Below are 18953 nucleotides of genomic sequence, written 5' to 3'. Positions count from 1 at the left end.
GTGCTTATAGGCGACCGGCCCTTGCCGGTTTGGCGCGCAATGGCTACATGTCGGCAACAATCGGAGACCGGCATGCTCGCCCTCATTCAAACAATCGTCATGGCGCTGGACCTGTACTGGTGGGTCATCATCGCCTCGGCGATCTTTTCCTGGCTCTATGCGTTCAACGTCGTCAACTCGCGCAATCAATTTGTCGGCAGCATCGGCAACATGCTCTACCGGCTGACCGAGCCGGCGCTGCGGCCGATCCGTCGGTTCATGCCCGACCTCGGCGGCGTCGACATTTCGCCGATCATCCTGCTTCTGCTCCTGTTCTTTCTCAGGCAGCTCATTCTCACCACGATAGCGCCGCTGGTCCTGTGAGCCTGACGATGGCATGAGCGCGCCATTCCGCTTGCGCGCCGACGGCATCGACCTGTTTATCCGGCTGACACCCAAGTCTTCGGTGGACAGGCTCGAAGCCGTCGAAACCTCCGTCGGCGGGCGCAGCCATTTGAAGGCGCGCGTGCGCGCCGTGCCGGAGAATGGCGCGGCCAATGCGGCGCTGGAACGGCTGGTGGCCAAGGCGCTGGGCGTTCCGGCATCGGTCGTGTCGGTCATTGCAGGCGGCACGGCGCGGCTGAAGACCGTGCGTGTCGGGGGTGATCCGGCGGTGCTGGCGCAGCGTATCGGGGCGCTCAGCGGCTGATCGAAGATCCAGCGTTGCGGCATGCAGCCCCTTGATCTGTCGGCGGAACAGCGCCCCCCTCTGTCCTGCCGGACATCTCCCCCACGAGGGGGGAGATTGGCAGTTTCCGCCCCACTCTCAATCCCCCAGCGGCAACTTCGGATCGTCGACCTTCAGCGTGTTCACGCTCTGCTTGATGCGGCGCAGGTTTTCGAGAACCCTGGGTCCGCGCGTTTCGGCCACGGAGGTGACGATCATGTCGATGATCGACAGCAGAGCATAGCGCGACGAGGTCGGCTTGTAGATGTTGCCGTCCTCCAGCGACTGGAACTGGACGACAGTGTCGGCGGCCTTGGCGAGCGCTGACTCCGGCGGGGTGATGGCGATTGTGGTGGCGCCATATTGCTGGGCAACCTGCACGGCGTCGATCACCGAGCGAGCATAGCCGGACACCGAGAACGCGATCAACGTCGTCTCCGACGTAGCGACCGCGGCATACATGCGCTGCAACTGCCCGTCGATCTGCGCCAGCACCGGCACGCCCAGCCTAAACAGCCGGTTCTGCATCTCGGTCGCCATCATCGAGGAAATGCCGCCGGAGCCGATGCACAGCACATTGCCCGAACTGACGATGCGCGCGGCCACGCCCACCAGCGTCTTCATGTCGAGGTTTTCGCTGGCGCGCTGGATGGCGGCGATTGCCGCTTCGGTGATGGCCGACGCAATGCGCTGCTCGCGCGCGTCCCGGTTCAGCGGTTCGGGCGATAGATACTGGCCGCCAATGGCGATCGCCTGCGCCAGGTAGAATTTGAAATCGCGCAGACCCTCGCAGCCGAGATTGCGGCAGAAACGGGTGACTGTCGGCTCGCTGACGCCGACGCGCGCGGCAATTTCCGAGATTGCCGCCTTGGAGGCAAAGTCGAGATCGGTGAGCACGAGACCGGCCAGGCGGCGGTCCGATTTGGTGCCGTCCTGCGACATCAGCTGCAGGCGCGTGATGATGTCGGCCGGCGTTTTCATTTCTGGGTTGTCGTCTTCATCGTCGTATTTTCGTTTTCATGCCGGCGCTCATAGCGGCAGGCCTGTCGCCGTGTCGAACAGATGGATGTTGCCCGGCGCTACCGAGACCGGCAGCAGTTCACCCGGCTTGACCTGAACCCGGTCGCGGAATACGGCGCGCACCGTGTCAGCGCCGATGGCGCCATAGACATGGGTTTCCGAGCCGGTCGGCTCGACGACATCGACCTTGATCGCCATCGCGTCGACAGCCTCGCCGATGACGAAGTGTTCGGGCCGTATGCCGGCCTCGACCGTGCTGCCAGCCGGCACCGTCTTGCTGCCGAGCGCCAGTCGCCCTCCGCCGGCCGATTCGAACCAGCTTTTCTCGGGCGTCGTCTTCAGGGCGCCGGAGACAAAACTCATCGACGGCGAGCCGATGAAGGAGGCGACGAATTTGTTGGCGGGACGGTCGTAGAGTTCCAGCGGTGCGCCGACCTGCTGGATCTTGCCGCGGTCCATCACCACGATGCGGTCGGCCATGGTCATGGCCTCGATCTGGTCGTGGGTGACGTAGACGATGGTCGATTTCAGCCGCTGGTGCAGCGCCTTGATCTCGGTGCGCATCTGCACGCGCAATTGCGCGTCGAGATTGCTGAGCGGCTCGTCGAACAGGAACACCGAGGGTTCGCGCACGATGGCGCGGCCCATGGCGACGCGCTGGCGCTGGCCGCCCGACAGTTCCCGGGGATAGCGGTCGAGATAGGAGAACAGGTTGAGGACGCCGGACGCCTTTTTCACCTTGTCGTCGATTGCCGTGCGGCTTTCGCCGCGAATCTTGGGACCAAAGCCGATATTGTCGGCCGCTTTCAGGTGCGGAAACAGAGCATAGGACTGGAAGACCATCGCGATGTTACGCTGTTGCGGCGGCAAATCGTTGGCGCGCACGCCGCCGATCAAGAGGTCGCCTGAGGTGATCGGCTCCAGCCCGGCCAGCATGCGCAGCAAGGTCGACTTGCCGCAGCCGGAAGGGCCGACCAGCACGACGAACTCGCCGCTCTTGATGTCGAGGCTGATGTTTTCGAGGATCTTATGGCGTCCGAAAGATTTCGACAGGTCGCGGAACTCGACATCGGTCATGGTCAGGCTCCCAATATGTCGTCGATGAAGGGCAGGAAGCCGGCGGTCAGTCCGGCGTCGACCGGCACCACCGCGCCGGTTATCCCCGATGCGCGATCCGAAACAAGGAAGGCCACCGCTTCGGCCACTTCCGTGGCGTCGACGATGCGGCCGAGCGGATAGAGCCGCTTGAGCTTGCCGAGAACATCCGGGTTCTTGGCCAGCCGATGGTCCCATGCGGCGGTGCGGATCGAGCCGGGGCAGACGACATTGGCGCGCAGCCCGTTGCGGCCGAGTTCCACAGCGATCGCTTTGGCATAGGCATTGATGCCGGCCTTGGCTGCGGCATAGGCCGGGTTGCCGAAGTGGGCGATGGCGTTGACGGAAGAGATGAAGACGACGCTGCCCGAACCGCGCGCGGCCATCGCCTTGATCAGTGGATCGGCGAACAGCATCACCCCGGTCAGATTGAGGTCGAGCTCGTGCTCAATCTTATCGGGTGTCAATGCGGCAAGCGTCTCTGCGCGCGTCCAGCCGGCATTGTTGATCAGCATGTCGGGAACGCCATCTTTCTCAAGGATCGCTGGTATCGCCGCCTCGATGGAAGCCCGGTCGAGGAGGTCGAAGGCGTGACGCGACGCCAGGTGTGGGCTGCGCAACGCATCTTGCGACTGGTCGCAGCCGACGACCCGCGCGCCTCGTTGGGCCAGCAGCGCCACAATAGCCGAGCCGAGCCCGCCGCCGGCGCCGGTCACCAGCACGGTCTTGCCCGCGAATTCGGCCGTTGAAACCACCCTGCGCGCCTCCCTGGGATCCACGATAGTCGGAAAACGCTATTTTAGGAAATGTAATTAAGCAACAGGATAATCCGCTTGCACGGCGTGAAATGAAGGATAATGTAGGAAAGTCACATAAAGCCATGGCCGCCTGAAAGCCGCAAGAGCGCAGCGCCAATCAAATGGGAGAGATCGAATGAAGCTTGCAAAATGGACTGTCGGCCTGATGGCCGGAATGAGCCTGCTCGCCCTGGCCGCCCAAGCAGATGCCGGCGAGGTGCGCGTAACCGTCGCCGAATACAGCGCCAAGACCGGCCCGTATTTCGAAGCGGTGAAAAAGGAATTCGAGGCAGCCAACCCGGGTATCACCGTCAAGTTCGAAGTTGTGCCGTGGGACGTGCTGCTGCAGAAGCTGACCACCGACATCACCGCCGGCACCAATGCCGACCTGTCGATCATCGGCACCCGCTGGCTGATCGATTTCGTCCAGCAGGATGTCGCCGAGCCGCTCGACGCCTACATCAAGCCAGACTTCAAGGACCGCTTCATCGACACCTTCCTGTCGCCGTCGATCATGGAGGGCAAGACCTATGGCCTGCCGATCGCGGCTTCGGCGCGCGCCATGTACTACAACAAGGAATTGTTCGAGAAGGCCGGAATCGCCAACCCGCCGGCAACCTGGACCGAGTTGCAGGAGGATGCGCGCAAGATCAAGGCGCTGGGCACCGGCACGTTCGGCTTCGGCCTGCAGGGCAAGGAGATCGAGACCGACGTCTATTACTACTATGCGATGTGGTCGCAAGGCACCGAGATTCTCAACAAGGATGGCACGTCGGGCCTCGGCACGCCGGGCGCGCTCGAAGCCGCCAAGCTCTACAAGTCGATGATCGACGAAGGCCTGACGGAACCCGGCGTCACCTCCAACAACCGCGAGGACGTCCAGAACCTGTTCAAGCAGGGCAAGGTCGGCATGATGATCACCGCGCCCTTCCTGTCCAACCAGATCAAGGACGAGGCGCCGAACCTGAAATATGGCGTGGCCGCTATCCCCGCCGGACCGACCGGCGCGCGCGGCACGTACGGCGTCACCGATTCCATCATCATGTTCAAGAATTCCAAGAACAAGGATGAGGCCTGGAAGCTGCTCGACTTCCTGTTCACCACCGAACAGCGCGCCAAGTTCACGCAAGGGGAAGGCTTCCTGCCGGTGAACAAGGAAGAGGCCAAGATGGACTATTACGTCAACAATGCCGATCTGGCAGCGTTCACCGCGCTGCTGCCCGACGCCCGCTTTGCACCGGTCATCCCCGGCTGGGAAGAAGTCGCCCAGATCACCTCGGATGCCATGCAGAAGATCTATCTCGGCGGCGACCCCGAGGCAGGCTTGAAGGAAGCGGCTGGCAAGGCCAACGCCGTGATCAAGAAATAGGGCGTATCTCCCTGCGCCCGGCGCGCCCCACGGGGCGCGCCACACTTCCTCTCCCTCCGGAGGGGGGAGAGGTGGCTCGGCGAAGCCGAGACGGAGTGGGGGAACCACCTGGCAACCGCCGCGAACGGACATAGGAAGGGCAATAGGGGCAAACATCACCTCGCCTTGCGCCCCAAGGGTCGACATCCACTCCGTCGACCCCCACTCCGTCGAGCTTCGCTCGACACCTCTCCCCCGATCAACGGGGGAGAGGAAGGGCTCCCTTCCGCAACCGCTGCGGAGGATGGGCAGGCAGGTGAGGGGCAGCGCAAACGTCCGCAGGAGATTCAAACCCTGAAGCGCTGCCTTAGACCGATATGCGAGATTGATCCGAGCTGGCGCGCCAGCGCCACTTATGTCCAACACGGTACGAATCCGGCCGATGCAAAATCGTTACCTGCCCTATTTATTGACCTTCCCCAGCCTGTTTCTGGCCGCAGTCGTCATCTTCTGGCCGGTCTGGGACCTGATCCAGATATCGACGCATGATGTCAGCCGTTTTGGGCAGCTGCGGGACTTTAACGATTTCGCCAATTATTTCGCCTTCCTCGCCGATCCCGATTTCCTGGCGGCACTCTGGCGCACCGGCCTGTGGACCGTGCTGGTGGTCGGCGGCGCGCTGCTGTTGTCCGTCCCCGTGGCGATGATCCTCAACACCGATTTCTACGGCCGCGGCATTGCCCGCGTCATCATCATGCTGCCCTGGGCGGTGTCGCTGACGATGACGGCGGTGGTCTGGCGCTGGGCGCTCAACGGCGAAAGCGGGATGCTGAACTCGGCGCTGATCGGGCTCGGCCTGATCCATGAAAACATCCAGTGGCTGGCGCGCGCCGAGACGGCATTCCCGATGCAGGTGCTGATCGGCATATTGGTGACGGTACCGTTCACCACGACCATCTTCCTCGGCGGCCTGTCGTCGATCCCCGACGACCTCTACGAGGCGGCGGCCCTGGAGGGGGCGACGCCGCTGCAGCAGTTCCGCGAGATCACCTTTCCGCTGCTGAAGCCGTTCATCAACATCGCCATCGTGCTCAACACCATCTACGTCTTCAATTCCTTCCCGATCATCTGGGTGATGACGCAGGGCGGGCCGGCCAACTCGACCGACATATTGGTCACCCATCTCTACAAGCTGGCCTTCCGCATCGGCAAACTGGGTGAAGCATCGGCGGTGTCGCTGCTGATGTTCGCCATCCTTTTGATCTTCACCATGATCTATGTGCGGCTTGCCATGCGGGAGCAGCGCACATGACGCCCAAGCTGAAGCGTACGATCATCGCCTGGCTGCTGCTTTCGCCGCTGCTCGTGGTGACGATCTTCCCCTTCGCGGTAATGTTTTTGACCGCGGTCAAGCCGCGGCAGGAGGTGCTGTCGCCGACCTGGTGGCCAAGCGAATTCCACTGGTCGAATTTTGCCGACATGTGGGTGGCGACCGGCTTTGGCCAGGCGCTGGCCAATTCGCTCTATGTCTCTGTTATCGCCACCGTCGGCGCCATCCTGATCTCGGTGCCGGCCGCCTATGCCATGTCGCGGTTTCGCTTTGCCGGCTATGGCGCCTTCCGCCAGTTCCTGCTGATCTCGCAGATGATCTCGCCGATCGTGCTGGTGCTCGGCCTGTTCCGGCTGATGGCGGCCTGGGGTCTGATCGAATCCACGACCGCGCTCGGCGTCATCTACATGGCTTTCAACGTCGCCTTCACCGTGTGGATGCTGCAAAGCTATTTCGACACCATCCCGCGCGATCTCGAGGAAGCAGCGTGGATGGAAGGCGCCGGCCGCTGGCTGACCTTGCGAAAAGTGTTTCTGCCGCTTTGCCTGCCGGCAATCGCGGTGACCGCCATCTTCACCTTCATCAACGCATGGAATGAGTTCGTCGTTGCGCTCACAATGCTGCGCAGCCAGGAAAGTTACACGCTGCCGATCCAGGTGTTCTCGCTGGTCGCCGGCCGCTACACGATCGAATGGCACCATGTAATGGCGGCGACGCTGCTGGCGACGCTGCCGGTGGCGATTCTGTTCATCTGGCTGCAGCGCTATCTCGTCCGCGGGCTGGCGCTCGGGGCCGTAAAATAGCAATTCCAGGAAAAGTGTGGAGCGGTTTTCCGTCCGGAATTGCGAAAAACAAATAGCCGTACGGAGTTTTCATGCGCGTCTTCACCGCCTCGCTGGCGACCGAAACCAACACCTTCTCGCCGGTGCCGACCGACCGGGCGTCGTTCGAGATGGCGTTCTATGCCGGGCCGGGCAAGCATCCTGACACACCGACCTTGTGCTCCTCGCCGATGGTCGCCTTGCGCCGGCGCGCGGCTGCCGAAGGGCTGACCGTCGTCGAAGGCACCGCCACCTGGGCAGAGCCGGGAGGGCTGGTGCAGCGGCAGACCTATGAGGCGTTGCGCGACGAGATTCTCGGCCAGTTGAAGGCAGCCTTGCCGGTCGACGCCGTCATCCTCGGCCTGCACGGCGCCATGGTGGCGCAAGGCTATGACGATTGCGAAGGCGATCTGCTGGAACGGGTTCGCGCAATCGTCGGGCCCGACGTGGTGATCGCGGTGGAGCTCGATCCGCACAGTCATCTGACCCCAAAGCGCGTCGCGGCATGCAATGTCATGGCCTATTTCCTCGAATTCCCGCACACCGACTTCTATGAGCGCGGCGAACATGTCGTCGAGCTTGGATTGGCGGCGGCGCGCGACGAGATCAAGCCGGTGATCTCGACCTTCGACTGCCGCATGATCCAGGTGCTGCCGACCAGCCGCGAGCCGATGCGCTCCTTCGTCGACCGCATCAAGGCGCTGCACGGCAAGGACGGCGTGCTGTCGGTCTCGGTCATTCACGGCTTCATGGCGGCGGACGTGCCGGAAATGGGCACGCGCATCCTGGTCGTGACCGACAATGACAAGGCCAAGGGCGATGCGCTGGCGGAGAGGCTCGGGCGCGAGCTTTACGCCATACGCGAAAGGACGGCGATGACGATGCTGAACACCGAGGATGGCATCGCGCGGGCACTGGCCGTGCGCAAGGGAAACCCCGGCAAGCCGGTTGTGATTGCCGACATCTGGGACAATCCCGGCGGTGGCGTCGCCGGCGACGGTACCGTTGTGCTGCGCGCCATGTTGGAACAGGGCGTTGACAATTTTGGCGTGGCGACGATCTGGGACCCGATCGCCGTCACATTTTGCCAGGCGGCAGGCGAAGGCGCCGTCATCGACCTGCGCTTCGGCGGCAAGGCCGGGCCGCTGGCCGGCGAACCGATCGATGCGCGCGTCAAGGTGTTGAAAGCCGTCCCCGAGGGCTGGCAGAGCTTCGGGCCAAGCCGGGTGACGCTCGGGCCGACGGCGCTGGTGCGGCTCGAAGGCACCGAAATCGACATCATCCTCAACACCAACCGCACGCAGACCTTCGAGCCGGATATTTTCTCCAACATCGGCGTCGATCCGTTGTCGAAGGACATATTGCTGATCAAGTCGACCAATCATTTCTACGCCGGCTTTGAACCGATCGCGGCGGAGATCATCTATGTCTCGGCGCCGAGTTCGTATCCGAGCAATCCGGCGGTAACGGATTACAGGAAGCTGACGCGGCCGGTGTGGCCACGGGTGGCGGATCCTTGGCGCTATTGATCTCCCCACTTGAGGGGGAGATGTCGCCAAAGGCGACAGAGGGGGTCCTCGCGCGTGAAGCGCCGACCTTCATCTGCCGCAGCGGGTCGAGCCCAGTCGGACCGACCCCCTCTGGCCGCTTTGCGGCCATCTCCTCCTCGAGGGGGGAGATAAGCCGGCGCTACACCAGTCCCCGCTTCACCATCATCGCCTCAGGCGAAGGCATCTTGCCGCGGAACGCCGTGTACAGCTCCTCCGGATCCTTCGACCCGCCGGCGGCATAGATATTCTTCCGAAGCCGTTGCGCCAGCGCCGGGTTGAATGGATCGCCGGTCTCCTCGAAGGCGGCGAAGGCGTCGGCGTCGAGCACTTCGGACCACATGTAGGAATAGTAGCCGGCTGAATAGCCGTCGCCGGAGAAGATATGGCCGAAATGCGGGGTGCGATGACGCATGGCGATGGTGTCGGGCATATCAAGCTTTTCCAGCGTTTCGGCTTCGAAACGCAGCGGTTCCGCCGGCGCATCCGGCCGCGCGTGATACGCCATGTCGATCAGCGCCGACGCTGTGAACTCGACCGTGGCGAAACCGGCGCCGAACGTGCGGGCGGCCAGCATCTTGTCGAGCAGCGACTTCGGCATCGGCTTGCCGGTCTTGACATGCAGCGCATGCTTTTCCAGCACTGCGGGCACCGTCAGCCAGTGCTCGTAGAGCTGCGAAGGCAGTTCGACGAAATCGCGGGAAACCGACGTGCCCGCCACCGACGGCCAGGTGACGTCGGTCAGCATGCCGTGCAAAGCATGGCCGAACTCGTGGAACAGGGTCTTGGCCTCATCGACCGACAGCAGCGCTGCTTCCCCGGCCGGCGGCTTGGCGAAGTTCATGATGTTGTAGATCACCGGCTTTGAGCCATCCCCAAGCTTGTAGCCAGACTTCAGCGCGCTCATCCAGGCGCCGGAGCGCTTCGAGGATCGGGCGAAATAGTCGGCGAGGAACAGGCCGCGCTCGCTGCCATCGGCGTTCTTCACCACGAAGACGCGCGCGTCGGGATGCCAGGCGGCGATGCCCTTCTTCTCCTCGAAAGTGATGCCGAACAGTTTGGTGGCGACGTCGAAACAGGCGTCGATAATGCGGTCGAGCTGCAGATAGGGTTTCAGCTCCGCCTCGTCGAAGGCGAATTTTTCGGCGCGCAATTTCTCCTGGTAGAAGCGCCAGTCCCAGGCGGCGAATTTTTCGTTGCTGCCTGCCTTGGTCGCCAGCCGCTCCAGCTCCTTCTGGTCGGCGGCGGCCTTCTCCAGCGCTTTCTCCCAGACCGGGTCGAGGAGGTCGTGCACCGCCTTCGGCGTCTTGGCCATGGTGTCGTCGAGCTTCAGCGCGGCGAACGAGGCATAGCCGAGCAGCCTGGCCTTTTCGGCGCGCAATTTCAGCATGTCGCGCACCACTGCGGTGTTGTCGCTGGCGCCGCCATTCTGGCCGCGCATGGTGAAGGCGCGGAAAGCGGTCTCGCGCAGATCGCGGCGTTCAGAAAAGGTCGTGAACGGCTCATAGATTGAGCGCGACAAAGTGACGGCGTAGCGGCCCTTCTGGCCGCGCGTCTCGGCGGCTTCGGCCATCGAACTCTTCACGAAGTCCGGAAGGCCGGCAAGATCAGCCTCGTCGAGGAACAGCGCCCAGTCGCGCTCGTCGGCCAGCACGTTCTGGCCGAAAGTGGTGCCGAGCGAGGACAGTTCCTCGCTGATGTTGGCCAGCCGCTTCTTGCCGTCGGCGTCGAGTTTTGCGCCCGATCGCACAAAGCCTTTCCAGGTCTTCTCCAGCACCCGCAGCGTCTCGGCGTCGAGTTTTAGCGTCTCCCGGCGCTGGTAGAGGTCGTCGATGCGGGCAAACAGTTTCTCGTTCATCGAGATCGCCGAGAAATGCCGCGACATCTTCGGCGAGATATCGCGTTCCAGCGCCTGGATCGCATCGTTGGTGTGGGCGCCGGCCCGGCACCAGAAGATCGACGAGACATGGTCGAGCGGCTCACCGGCGAGCTCGAGGGCTGCCAGCGTATTCTCGATGGTCGGCGCATCCTTGTTGCCGGCGATCGCATCGATTTCGGCCTCATGTGCCTTCAGCGCCGCGTCGAACACCGAGGAGAAATCGTCGTCGCCGATGCTGGCAAAATCCGGCAGGCCGAGCGGCCCTTGCCATTTGGTCAGCGGATGGGCGGCGAGATCGACGGTTTTCGTGGACGGCATGGGGGATCTTTCGATGATTGGCGGAGCTTGCTGACCGATGTAGGGCGATGACTGGCGCGGCGCAACAGCGCGGCCGTTCAAGCCCGCGTCAGAAGCCGTCGCAATTTTCCGCGATCGCCGCTTGCGAACTGGCGGTGATGCGGTTGCCGGTGACGGCGAACGTCTCCTGCATCAGCATGTCATTGTTGGGGAAATCATAGCAGGCGATGACAGTTGTGACGCCGGCCTCGCTCTTTTCGACGCGATGCCGGATTGCGGCGCCGGCGACCGCGCCCTTCCATTCGTCGATCGACGCGATGAACTCCTGCTTCGACTGCACGACGCCGAGATCGTCGAGCTTGATGCGGACATAGTCGGCGAGCAGGTCCGACAATTCGGTGCGATCGGCGACCAGCAGCGCCGAATACCAGCGGTCGATAATGGCGCCGTCATCGGAGCGGGCAGGGACGAGCGAAATCAGCAGCGCCGCTACGGCGAAAGCGATCGCACGCCAAACCCGCATTCTTGACTCCTCTTGTTTGACCATGCCCTTATCCGAAAACCGGTTCCCACTTTTCGGGATCATGGGTCTACGTCAAATCCGGCCGCTCGAAGTCGCCAGTGTCCTTGTTCATCACCCAGAGCTCGCCGGTCGAGATGTCGAACCAGGCGCCATGCAGCGACAGCCGCCCCTTGCCTTCGAGGATGGAGACGCAAGGGAAGGTCCTGAGATTGGCGATCGAATAGCGGATGGAAATACGCTCCAGCGCCGTCTGCCGTTCGGTTGCCGTCATGAACGTGCTGGACGAAACGGTTTCGGCCGCCGGCGCGATCAGGCTCATCCATTTGCCGATGAAGTCGCCGGGCGACAGCGGCGCCGAATTGGTGTCGAGCGCGGCGCGGATGCCGCCGCAGCGGCCATGGCCCATCACCACGATGTTTTTCACCTTCAGGCTCTGCACGGCGAATTCGAGCGCGGCCGAGGTCGAGTGGAACTCGCCGTCCGGCGCATAGGGCGGCACCAGATTGCCGACATTGCGCAGGACGAACAGTTCGCCCGGACCGGCGTCGAAGATCGCCTCGGGGGCAGAGCGGGAATCGCAGCAGGCAACGATCATGGTTTCGGGCGCCTGCCCTTCGCGGGCGAGCTCGCGATAGCGTCCGCTCTCGGTGAGATAGCGGCCATTCATGAAGTTGCGGTAGCCGGTCCAAAGATGTTCGGGGAGATGGGGCATGGGCTAGGGATGAAGCCTTTCGGGGTTAGCGACGGCAGCTCATTTCAAGTTAGAAAGGCTCTAACGGCAAATGCCCGTCGCGGGCAATGCCGAATTGCGGATGGCTTCGTCGCAAATCGCCATGCCGCACGCATGGCTCGCCGCTTGCCTCACGCCCAGATCGCCAGGGGAATGCCCAAACGGTCGGCAAGCGGCGGGTCGGGAAACGGCTTTGCCTCGCCGCCGGCGATGCGCCCGGCCATCAGCATCATCACCGCTGCGTCGAGGAAATCGTCGGCGGCAGCACCGCGTGGCGGCGGCTGGTCGAGGAAAGCTCTGGTATAGCCGTGCCGGCAGAGCAGTGCCTTGCGCTCTTCCATCCCGGCAGGATTGACTGCGCCCTTGATCTTCTTCGGCAGCGTCATCGGTTTTTCGCCGTTCAGCCGGCAGAAGGCCACTTCGGGGTGCGATTCGAAGACGCGGCGGCGCAGTTGCGGACGTGCGATCAGCAGCGCGTCGATCTCGCGTATCTTGGCAAAGATGCCGAAGGCCTGGATCGAGACGCCGCGTGGCGGATCGGAGGTCGCCTTGGCCACCTCGCTGGCGCGCCGATGCGCCTCATACCAGGCCTCGACCGTGGTGAAGCCGCTGATGTCGGCGTAGAGGGCCGCGCGGGACGGGATAGAGAAGACGCTGGATTGCCGTGCTCCGAGCATTGGCCGTACCAAGGTCTCCGGCCCGCGCCCGCCTCTTTGCGAGACGTCCGGCAGGCCGATCGGCATGTCGACGGCCACTGTCGCATCGGCGGGCAAGGCGTCGAGCAGGGCCGCAAAGCTGGGAAAGACGCGGACTGACGGCGCGGCATCCAGATCGCGGCGGACGGCGATCCAGCCGGCCTTGCAGCCGTCGGCGCCGACGACCACGGTCGACGTCACGCCCGGCGGTCCCGCCCCGGATGCGTGAGGTGGCGCAGCTGCACCATCGCCATCGGGTGCGACAGGCTCTGGGCATCGGTTTCAAGCTGCAGCTCGTCGCCGCCACGCTTGGCGGTTCGCGCCAGGATTTCGTAGACGGCGGCGGTGGTCGATTGCAGCGCCTTGATCGGCGGCTGCCCCGACAGGATGCGGGCGAGGTAGACGGCCGCAGTCAGGTCGCCGAGGCCATTCGGCGGCTTGTCGATGAGGCGGTGTTCGGCCAGCAGCGCCTGGGTGCCGTCAAGCAGCAGATTGCCGGTGCCGCCGGTCATCATCGACTGTGCCGACGTCACCAGCATTGTTGACGGTCCGGCATGGAGGGCGGCCGAGATCACCGATTTCAGATCGGGCAAAGGCGCACCGGCCATCCATTCCAGCTCATAGCGGTTGGGGGTGGCGATGTCGGCGATCGGCATCAGCCGGTCGCGCATCGCGGCGGCCGTCGGCTCGGGCACATAGAGCCCGCCGGAATCGCCCATCACCGGATCGCATATATAGATCGCGTCCGGCGTCTTGGCCTTGACCGCCGCAACCAGCGAGGCGACGGCCTCGGCCTGGCCGGCCTCGCCGAGATAGCCCGACAGCACCGCGCCCACCTCGCCCAGCCAGGGCGCGCGCTCGAGATCGGCCATCAGCGCCTTGAACTGGTCGAGCGGCGGCACGATGCGCGTGGCGCGACCGTGGCCCGGATGCCAGGGCAAGATGACCGTCGGTACCGCCCACACCGGAAAGCCCAGCGTCTCCAGCGCAAACACGGCGGCGCGGTTACCGACCGAGCCGCGGGCGACATGGCTGGAAATGACGATGACCGCGCGCGGCGCGTCGGCTTTTTCGCTGTTCATGGAAAATCCTAGATACGGATAATTTTTCGTTGAATCGTCATCCTGATCTATCTCTTTGGTTGGAGCATGATCTCCGGACAAAACGGTTCCCGTTTGTCCGAGAAAACCGGTTCCCACTTTTCAGGATCATGCTCTAGCTGCCCCGGGAGACGTAGTACACGAGCCAGATCAAAAGGCCGAGGGCGACGATGAGCCCAAGTGCGCGACCGATGCGGGTGCCCCAGACCTCGATCGGATCGGATCGGTCGGCCTCGGCTGCGGTAACATGATCGCGCGCGCCTTTCGCTGCCCGTGACACCAGCGATGCGCTGCCAACGCCGCCCTCGTTCGCCACGCGCTCGATAATGCGGCGCGATTCGCTGTCATCGTCGCGGCCTTCCGCCATGATCCTGTCCTGTTTGCCGGCAACCATACCGTGTTCGCGCGATCAATCACAGGCCTCGCCGGCGCATGAATGCGCGCCAGGAATGCGCGCCAGCGGCAGACATTTTCTTGAGCGCGGATTGTGCTAATGCTTCGCATGCAACTTCTGTCGAGGGACCTCACCATGTTTGCCCAGCGCCTTGCCTTCCCTTTCCGCAGTCTGCCGGCCGTGCTGATGATGGCCGTCGTGCTGCCTCTGCTCGCCGGCTGCGGCTTCAACACCATCCCGACGGCGGAGGAAAACGCCAAGGCGGCATGGAGCGAGGTGCTGAACCAGTATCAGCGTCGGTCCGACCTCATTCCCAATTTGGTCGAGACGGTGAAGGGCTATGCCTCGCATGAAAAGGACACGCTCAATGCGGTGGTCGAAGCGCGCGCCAAGGCGACGCAGATCACGGTGACGCCGGAAACGCTGAAGGACCCCGAAGCGCTCAAGAAGTTCCAGGATGCGCAATCAGGGCTGACCAGCGCGCTGTCGCGGCTGATCGCGGTGTCGGAGGCCTATCCCGACCTCAAGGCCAACCAGAATTTCCTGGCGCTGCAGGCGCAACTCGAAGGCACCGAGAACCGTATCGCCGTGGCGCGGCGCGACTACATCCTGGCGGTCAAGGATTACAATCTGACGCTGAGGACCTTTCCGTCGGTGCTATGGGCAACCTTCTGGTTCCGCAGCAACGAGCCCTTCGCCAACTTCACCGTCGAAGAAGACAAGATGCAGCCGCCGAAGGTCGATTTCGGCACGAAGCAGGGCGGGTGATGACGTCTGCTTGGCCTTTGCCAGCCTTGCGTTCCTTCACACCCCCCTCTGTCCTGCCGGACATCTCCCCCTCAAGGGGGGAGATCAGCTGTCTTCTGTCCTTGCGCCAAATATCAGCGTTGCCGGCTGAGCGTCGGCAGCGAGATTGCCAATCTCCCCCCTCGAGGGGGAGATGTCCGGCAGGACAGAGGGGGACGCGAAGGAACGCCAACCTTGGTGTTCTTCTCGCCTTTCTGGCCGTCTTCCTGCCCCTCACCGCCTTCGCCGCCGACCTCCCCGCGCTGACCGGCCGCGTCGTCGATAACGCCGGCATTATCGACGCGGGAACCAAAGCCGCGCTCACCCAGAAACTCGCCGACTTCGAGACAAAAGGCTCCGACCAGATCGTCGTCGCCACCATCCCCAGCCTCGACGGCGAGGAGATCGAGCCTTACGCCAACCGGCTGTTTCGCTTCTGGAAGCTCGGCCAGGCCAAGGAAAATAACGGCGTGCTGCTGCTGGTGGCGCCGAACGACCGCAAGATGCGCATCGAGGTCGGCTATGGGCTGGAAGGCACGCTGACCGATTTGCACACCAAGCTGATCATCGAAAACGACATGGTGCCGGCGTTCCGCGCCGGCGATTTCTCCGGGGGCATTTCCAAGGCCGTCGACGACATGGTGATGGTGCTGGAAGGCAATCCGGAGGAATTGGAGGCGCGCGGCGAGCGCAACCAGAAGCCGCCCATCAATACCGACAATCTGTTCTTCGGCGTCTTCATCAGCATCTGGGCAATCATCTTCTTCGGCAGCATGGCCGCCTCCATCCTGCCGCCGATCTTCGGCCAAAAACTCGGTCCCGGCCGCTATCGCTGGCTCGGCATGACATTCGAGCCGGGCCGGCGGTCGTCCAGCGGCGGCTGGTCTTCGGGCGGGGGCGGCTGGTCGTCGGGTTCAAGCGGTGGTGGCGGCTTTTCCGGCGGCGGCGGTTCGTCCGGCGGCGGCGGCTCCTCGGGAAGCTGGTGACGAGATGACAACACGCATCGCCAATCCCTGGCATGGCCGCTTCGCCACGATGATCGGCGCTGCCTTGCTGGTCTTGCTCGTCAGCTTCGCGGCGCTGGCGGCGGAACTGCCCGCCCTCACCGGTCGTGTCGTCGACAATGCAGGCATCATCGACGCTGCGACCGAGGCGGCGCTGACGCAGAAGCTGGCCGATTTCGAGACCAAAGGCTCCGACCAGATCGTCGTCGCGACGGTTCCCAGCCTCGACGGCGAGGAGATCGAGCCTTACGCCACCCGGCTGTTCAACGCCTGGAAGCTCGGCCAGAAGGCCAAGAACAATGGCGTGCTTCTGCTGGTGGCCGTGAACGACCGCAAGATGCGCATCGAGGTCGGCTACGGGCTGGAAGCCACGCTCACCAACCAGCACGCCACACGGATCATTGAAGGCATGGTGCCGGCCTTCCGCGCCGGGGATTTCTCCGGCGGTATTTCCAAAGCGGTCGACGACATGATCATGGTGATCGAGGACGGTCATGGTGGTTGAGGGGAGCTGGTGACGGCATGACAGTACGCGTCTTCAATCCGCCAAAACCTGGCCGCGCAGCCGCGACGATCGGCATCGCCTTGTTGACGATGCTCGCCATGCTGTTCGTAGCCTTGGCGGCAGACCTGCCGGCACTCACCGGGCGGGTGGTCGACAATGCCGGTATTATCGACGCCGCGACCAAGGCGGCACTAACGCAGAAGCTCGCGGATTTCGAGACCAAAGGCTCCGACCAGATCGTCGTCGCCACCATCCCCAGCCTGGACGGCGAGGAGATCGAACCCTACGCCAACCGGCTGTTCCGCTTCTGGAAACTCGGCCAGGCCGGCGAAAACAACGGCGTGCTTCTGCTGGTGGCCAAGAACGACCACAAGATGCGCATCGAGGTCGGCTACGGGCTGGAAGGCACGCTGACCGACCTGCACACCAAACTGATCATCGAAAATGACATGGTGCCGGCGTTCCGCGCCGGTGATTTCTCCGGCGGCATTTCCAAGGCCGTCGACGACATGGTCATGGTGCTGGAAGGCAACCCGGAAGAGCTGGAGGCGCGCGGCAAGCGCAACCCGGCCGACCACAGCACGCCCGTCGATCCTATAGTCGCGGTCTTCCTGATCCTGTGGGCGGCGATGTTCTTCGGCGGCCTGGCGATGGCCTTCCTGCCGCCGATCTTCGGCACCAAGCTGTCGCCGGGCGTGTATAAATGGCTGGGCATGACCTTTCGCTACGGCCAGGGGCCGAGCGGATCGTCCTCGGGCTCCAGCAGTTGGACAACAAGTTCGTCGTCGGGCAGCGGATGGTCATCGGGAAGTTCGGGCAGCAGCTGGGCTTCGGGCTCAAGCAGCGGCGGCGGGTTTTCTGGCGGCGGCGGTTCGTCCGGCGGTGGCGGGTCTTCAGGGAGCTGGTGAGAGAAGATGGCAACACGACCGATCAGCCCACAGGACCATGAGCGCATCGCCACCGCGATCCGCGCGGCCGAGGCCAAAACCGACGGCGAGATCTACTGCGTCGTTGCGCATGCCAGCGACGGCTATTTCTTTCCCGCCGCCTTCATGGCGACATCAGGCATGCTGATTGCCAGCCTCGCCGTCGCCTATGGGCTGGAAGCCTGGTGGCTGTCGATCCGGCTGCCGCATTTCGTCATTGTCCAACTGCTGGCACTGGCCTCGGTGTTGGTGCTTTTGTGGGCGCTGCCCGGCTTGCGCATCCATCTGGTGCCGCGCCGGCAGCGTTACCAGGCGGCACATGACAATGCGCTCAGGCAGTTCCTCGCCCGCAATGTCCACCGCACCACGGCGCGCACCGGCGTGTTGGTCTTCGTGTCGATCGCCGAGCGTTATGCCGAAGTGGTCGCCGATTCGGGCATCGACAGCAAGGTCGGCCAGCATGTCTGGGACGGCGTGGTGCGCGATCTCCTGCAGCATGCCGGCGACGACCAACTCGCCGACGGCTTCGTCAAGGCGATCGGGCAGGTCGGCGCGGTGCTGGCCGAGCATTTCCCGGTGACGTCGGGCGACGCCAATGAACTGGACGATCATCTCGTCGAGATCTGAAAAGCCTGCCTGCAAAGCTACTCAGCCGGACGCCTGACGCGGGTTTTCTGCGCTTCCGGTGCTCACGTACAAAAAGTACGCTCCGCTCCGGTTCTCGAAAACCCACGCCATTCGCCTCGGCTGAGCGCGTTATCAGGCAGGCTTTGCCCATTGTCAGCAGTGTCGCGATCGGCTGTGAGAAAGCGGTCGGCGGGCTGACCTCGACTCTTGCAAATGGCCGATCCGGGTTTATGGTTAACAAATCATGAATACGCTGAGCATCGACATCAGGAAAGCCGAACCGCGCGACGCTGGCGCCATTGCGGACGTGCACCAGCAGGCTTGGGAGGGCGCCTATTCCGGCATCATCCCGCATCGCTCGCTGACCTCCATGATCAACCGCCGCGGCGCCGACTGGTGGGCCAACGCCATCCGCCGCGCCGCCACCGTTCTGGTGGTCGAGATCGGCGGCACCATCGCCGGCTATGCCACGATCGGCAAGAACCGCGCCCGCGAGCTGAAGCAACAGGGCGAAATCTACGAACTTTACCTGCGTCCGGAATATCAAGGCATCGGGCTCGGCAGCCGGCTGTTCAAGGCGGCGCGGGCGCGGCTTGCCGACCACGGGCTGAAGGGAATGGTGGTGTGGGCGCTGGAAGACAACCAGAACGCACTTTCCTTCTATGCCGGCGCGGGTGGCCGTGACGTCGCCGAAGGCGTCGAGATTTTCGAGCAGAGGGCGCTCAAGAAGGTCGCCTTCGTCTGGGAATGACCGGCCTCGGTTACAAATCATCATAAACCGTGCGCTTCCGTTTGCGCTTCGCACCAATCGCCGCATTGCACC

General features: G+C 63.5%; 20 protein-coding genes and 1 pseudogene. 12 read left to right on the top strand and 9 right to left on the bottom strand.

Annotated features, from left to right (window positions below):
• The first annotated feature begins 72 nt into the window (after positions 1–72).
• Complete coding sequence (locus NLY37_RS21665) at positions 73–363, top strand: YggT family protein (protein WP_023668602.1); 291 nt, start codon at positions 73–75, stop codon at positions 361–363.
• Between the two features lie 13 nt (positions 364–376).
• Positions 377–688: a DUF167 family protein gene (locus NLY37_RS21660; protein ID WP_023742178.1), complete on the top strand. Its 312-nt coding sequence runs from the start codon at positions 377–379 to the stop codon at positions 686–688.
• Between the two features lie 117 nt (positions 689–805).
• Here NLY37_RS21660 and NLY37_RS21655 read toward each other — a convergent pair whose 3' ends face one another.
• The 3 genes from NLY37_RS21655 to NLY37_RS21645 are packed head-to-tail and all read right to left on the bottom strand — an operon-like array spanning position 806 to position 3576.
• Positions 806–1687: a MurR/RpiR family transcriptional regulator gene (locus NLY37_RS21655; RefSeq protein ID WP_023737942.1), complete on the bottom strand. Its 882-nt coding sequence runs from the start codon at positions 1685–1687 to the stop codon at positions 806–808.
• A 48-nt stretch (positions 1688–1735) separates the two neighbouring features.
• A complete protein-coding gene (locus NLY37_RS21650; protein ID WP_023742179.1) occupies positions 1736–2803 on the bottom strand; it encodes an ABC transporter ATP-binding protein in 1068 nt (355 codons plus the stop codon).
• A gap of 2 nt (positions 2804–2805) precedes the next feature.
• Complete coding sequence (locus NLY37_RS21645) at positions 2806–3576, bottom strand: SDR family NAD(P)-dependent oxidoreductase (protein WP_023737940.1); 771 nt, start codon at positions 3574–3576, stop codon at positions 2806–2808.
• A 178-nt stretch (positions 3577–3754) separates the two neighbouring features.
• Between NLY37_RS21645 and NLY37_RS21640 the strand changes: the two genes are divergently transcribed.
• The 4 genes from NLY37_RS21640 to NLY37_RS21625 all read left to right on the top strand — a co-directional run bounded on the left by NLY37_RS21640 (position 3755) and on the right by NLY37_RS21625 (position 8646).
• Positions 3755–4987: an ABC transporter substrate-binding protein gene (locus NLY37_RS21640; protein ID WP_023737939.1), complete on the top strand. Its 1233-nt coding sequence runs from the start codon at positions 3755–3757 to the stop codon at positions 4985–4987.
• A gap of 421 nt (positions 4988–5408) precedes the next feature.
• Positions 5409–6278: a carbohydrate ABC transporter permease gene (locus tag NLY37_RS21635; protein ID WP_023742180.1), complete on the top strand. Its 870-nt coding sequence runs from the start codon at positions 5409–5411 to the stop codon at positions 6276–6278.
• Positions 6275–7099, top strand: coding sequence for a carbohydrate ABC transporter permease (locus tag NLY37_RS21630; RefSeq protein WP_023668609.1), 825 nt, complete (start codon positions 6275–6277; stop codon positions 7097–7099). Before NLY37_RS21635 ends, NLY37_RS21630 begins: the two co-directional genes overlap by 4 nt.
• Before the next feature lie 71 nt (positions 7100–7170).
• Positions 7171–8646 (top strand): M81 family metallopeptidase, encoded by a 1476-nt coding sequence (locus tag NLY37_RS21625; protein WP_023742181.1) that lies wholly within the window; start codon positions 7171–7173, stop codon positions 8644–8646.
• A 160-nt stretch (positions 8647–8806) separates the two neighbouring features.
• Here the strand turns inward: NLY37_RS21625 and NLY37_RS21620 are convergent, their stop codons facing one another.
• The 6 genes from NLY37_RS21620 to NLY37_RS21595 form a co-directional block, all read right to left on the bottom strand.
• Complete coding sequence (locus NLY37_RS21620) at positions 8807–10861, bottom strand: M3 family metallopeptidase (protein WP_023742182.1); 2055 nt, start codon at positions 10859–10861, stop codon at positions 8807–8809.
• Positions 10862–10949: 88 nt separating this feature from the next.
• On the bottom strand, positions 10950–11363 hold the full coding sequence (locus tag NLY37_RS21615; RefSeq protein WP_023742183.1) for a hypothetical protein: 414 nt from the start codon (positions 11361–11363) through the stop codon (positions 10950–10952).
• Positions 11364–11430: 67 nt separating this feature from the next.
• Positions 11431–12075 (bottom strand): carbonic anhydrase, encoded by a 645-nt coding sequence (locus NLY37_RS21610; protein ID WP_023681438.1) that lies wholly within the window; start codon positions 12073–12075, stop codon positions 11431–11433.
• Positions 12076–12224: 149 nt separating this feature from the next.
• Positions 12225–12989, bottom strand: coding sequence for a DUF429 domain-containing protein (locus NLY37_RS21605; RefSeq protein WP_023742184.1), 765 nt, complete (start codon positions 12987–12989; stop codon positions 12225–12227).
• Positions 12986–13870: a pyridoxal kinase PdxY gene (pdxY, locus tag NLY37_RS21600; RefSeq protein ID WP_023668615.1), complete on the bottom strand. Its 885-nt coding sequence runs from the start codon at positions 13868–13870 to the stop codon at positions 12986–12988. The genes NLY37_RS21605 and pdxY overlap by 4 nt, the downstream gene beginning before the upstream one ends.
• 133 nt (positions 13871–14003) lie before the next feature.
• Positions 14004–14255 carry a hypothetical protein gene (locus NLY37_RS21595; protein ID WP_023742185.1) on the bottom strand — a complete coding sequence of 84 codons (252 nt, stop codon included), beginning with the start codon at positions 14253–14255 and terminating at the stop codon, positions 14004–14006.
• Positions 14256–14417: 162 nt separating this feature from the next.
• Here NLY37_RS21595 and NLY37_RS21590 point away from each other — a divergent pair, with 162 nt between their 5' ends.
• From NLY37_RS21590 to NLY37_RS21565, 6 genes and pseudogenes are all read left to right on the top strand, one after another.
• A complete protein-coding gene (locus NLY37_RS21590) occupies positions 14418–15050 on the top strand; it encodes a LemA family protein (RefSeq protein WP_023742186.1) in 633 nt (210 codons plus the stop codon).
• Between the two features lie 233 nt (positions 15051–15283).
• Positions 15284–16054 carry a TPM domain-containing protein gene (locus NLY37_RS21585; protein WP_196813610.1) on the top strand — a complete coding sequence of 257 codons (771 nt, stop codon included), beginning with the start codon at positions 15284–15286 and terminating at the stop codon, positions 16052–16054.
• Positions 16055–16103: 49 nt separating this feature from the next.
• Positions 16104–16559 (top strand): annotated as a pseudogene (locus NLY37_RS21580) (TPM domain-containing protein); the annotation flags it as partial.
• Between the two features lie 35 nt (positions 16560–16594).
• A complete protein-coding gene (locus tag NLY37_RS21575) occupies positions 16595–17485 on the top strand; it encodes a TPM domain-containing protein (protein WP_023726101.1) in 891 nt (296 codons plus the stop codon).
• A gap of 6 nt (positions 17486–17491) precedes the next feature.
• Positions 17492–18130: a TPM domain-containing protein gene (locus NLY37_RS21570; protein WP_023726102.1), complete on the top strand. Its 639-nt coding sequence runs from the start codon at positions 17492–17494 to the stop codon at positions 18128–18130.
• Between the two features lie 244 nt (positions 18131–18374).
• Positions 18375–18881 (top strand): GNAT family N-acetyltransferase, encoded by a 507-nt coding sequence (locus NLY37_RS21565; protein WP_023668622.1) that lies wholly within the window; start codon positions 18375–18377, stop codon positions 18879–18881.
• The last annotated feature ends 72 nt before the right edge of the window (positions 18882–18953 follow it).

Source organism: Mesorhizobium sp. C395A (assembly GCF_030323205.1).
Classification (GTDB): Bacteria; Pseudomonadota; Alphaproteobacteria; order Rhizobiales; family Rhizobiaceae; genus Mesorhizobium.
This window is presented reverse-complemented; position numbering and strand designations above follow the sequence as displayed.

Excerpts from the sequence above, each read along its gene's own strand:
- NLY37_RS21665 (WP_023668602.1), top strand. The coding sequence starts at position 73 with ATGCTCGCCCTCATTCAAACAATCGTCATGGCGCTGGACCTGTACTGG.
- NLY37_RS21660 (WP_023742178.1), top strand. The coding sequence starts at position 377 with ATGAGCGCGCCATTCCGCTTGCGCGCCGACGGCATCGACCTGTTTATC.
- NLY37_RS21655 (WP_023737942.1), bottom strand. The coding sequence starts at position 1,687 with ATGAAAACGCCGGCCGACATCATCACGCGCCTGCAGCTGATGTCGCAG.
- NLY37_RS21650 (WP_023742179.1), bottom strand. The coding sequence starts at position 2,803 with ATGACCGATGTCGAGTTCCGCGACCTGTCGAAATCTTTCGGACGCCAT.
- NLY37_RS21640 (WP_023737939.1), top strand. The coding sequence starts at position 3,755 with ATGAAGCTTGCAAAATGGACTGTCGGCCTGATGGCCGGAATGAGCCTG.
- NLY37_RS21635 (WP_023742180.1), top strand. The coding sequence starts at position 5,409 with ATGCAAAATCGTTACCTGCCCTATTTATTGACCTTCCCCAGCCTGTTT.
- NLY37_RS21630 (WP_023668609.1), top strand. The coding sequence starts at position 6,275 with ATGACGCCCAAGCTGAAGCGTACGATCATCGCCTGGCTGCTGCTTTCG.
- NLY37_RS21625 (WP_023742181.1), top strand. The coding sequence starts at position 7,171 with ATGCGCGTCTTCACCGCCTCGCTGGCGACCGAAACCAACACCTTCTCG.
- NLY37_RS21620 (WP_023742182.1), bottom strand. The coding sequence starts at position 10,861 with ATGCCGTCCACGAAAACCGTCGATCTCGCCGCCCATCCGCTGACCAAA.
- NLY37_RS21615 (WP_023742183.1), bottom strand. The coding sequence starts at position 11,363 with ATGCGGGTTTGGCGTGCGATCGCTTTCGCCGTAGCGGCGCTGCTGATT.
- NLY37_RS21610 (WP_023681438.1), bottom strand. The coding sequence starts at position 12,075 with ATGCCCCATCTCCCCGAACATCTTTGGACCGGCTACCGCAACTTCATG.
- pdxY (WP_023668615.1), bottom strand. The coding sequence starts at position 13,870 with ATGAACAGCGAAAAAGCCGACGCGCCGCGCGCGGTCATCGTCATTTCC.
- NLY37_RS21595 (WP_023742185.1), bottom strand. The coding sequence starts at position 14,255 with ATGGCGGAAGGCCGCGACGATGACAGCGAATCGCGCCGCATTATCGAG.
- NLY37_RS21590 (WP_023742186.1), top strand. The coding sequence starts at position 14,418 with ATGTTTGCCCAGCGCCTTGCCTTCCCTTTCCGCAGTCTGCCGGCCGTG.
- NLY37_RS21575 (WP_023726101.1), top strand. The coding sequence starts at position 16,595 with ATGACAGTACGCGTCTTCAATCCGCCAAAACCTGGCCGCGCAGCCGCG.
- NLY37_RS21570 (WP_023726102.1), top strand. The coding sequence starts at position 17,492 with ATGGCAACACGACCGATCAGCCCACAGGACCATGAGCGCATCGCCACC.
- NLY37_RS21565 (WP_023668622.1), top strand. The coding sequence starts at position 18,375 with ATGAATACGCTGAGCATCGACATCAGGAAAGCCGAACCGCGCGACGCT.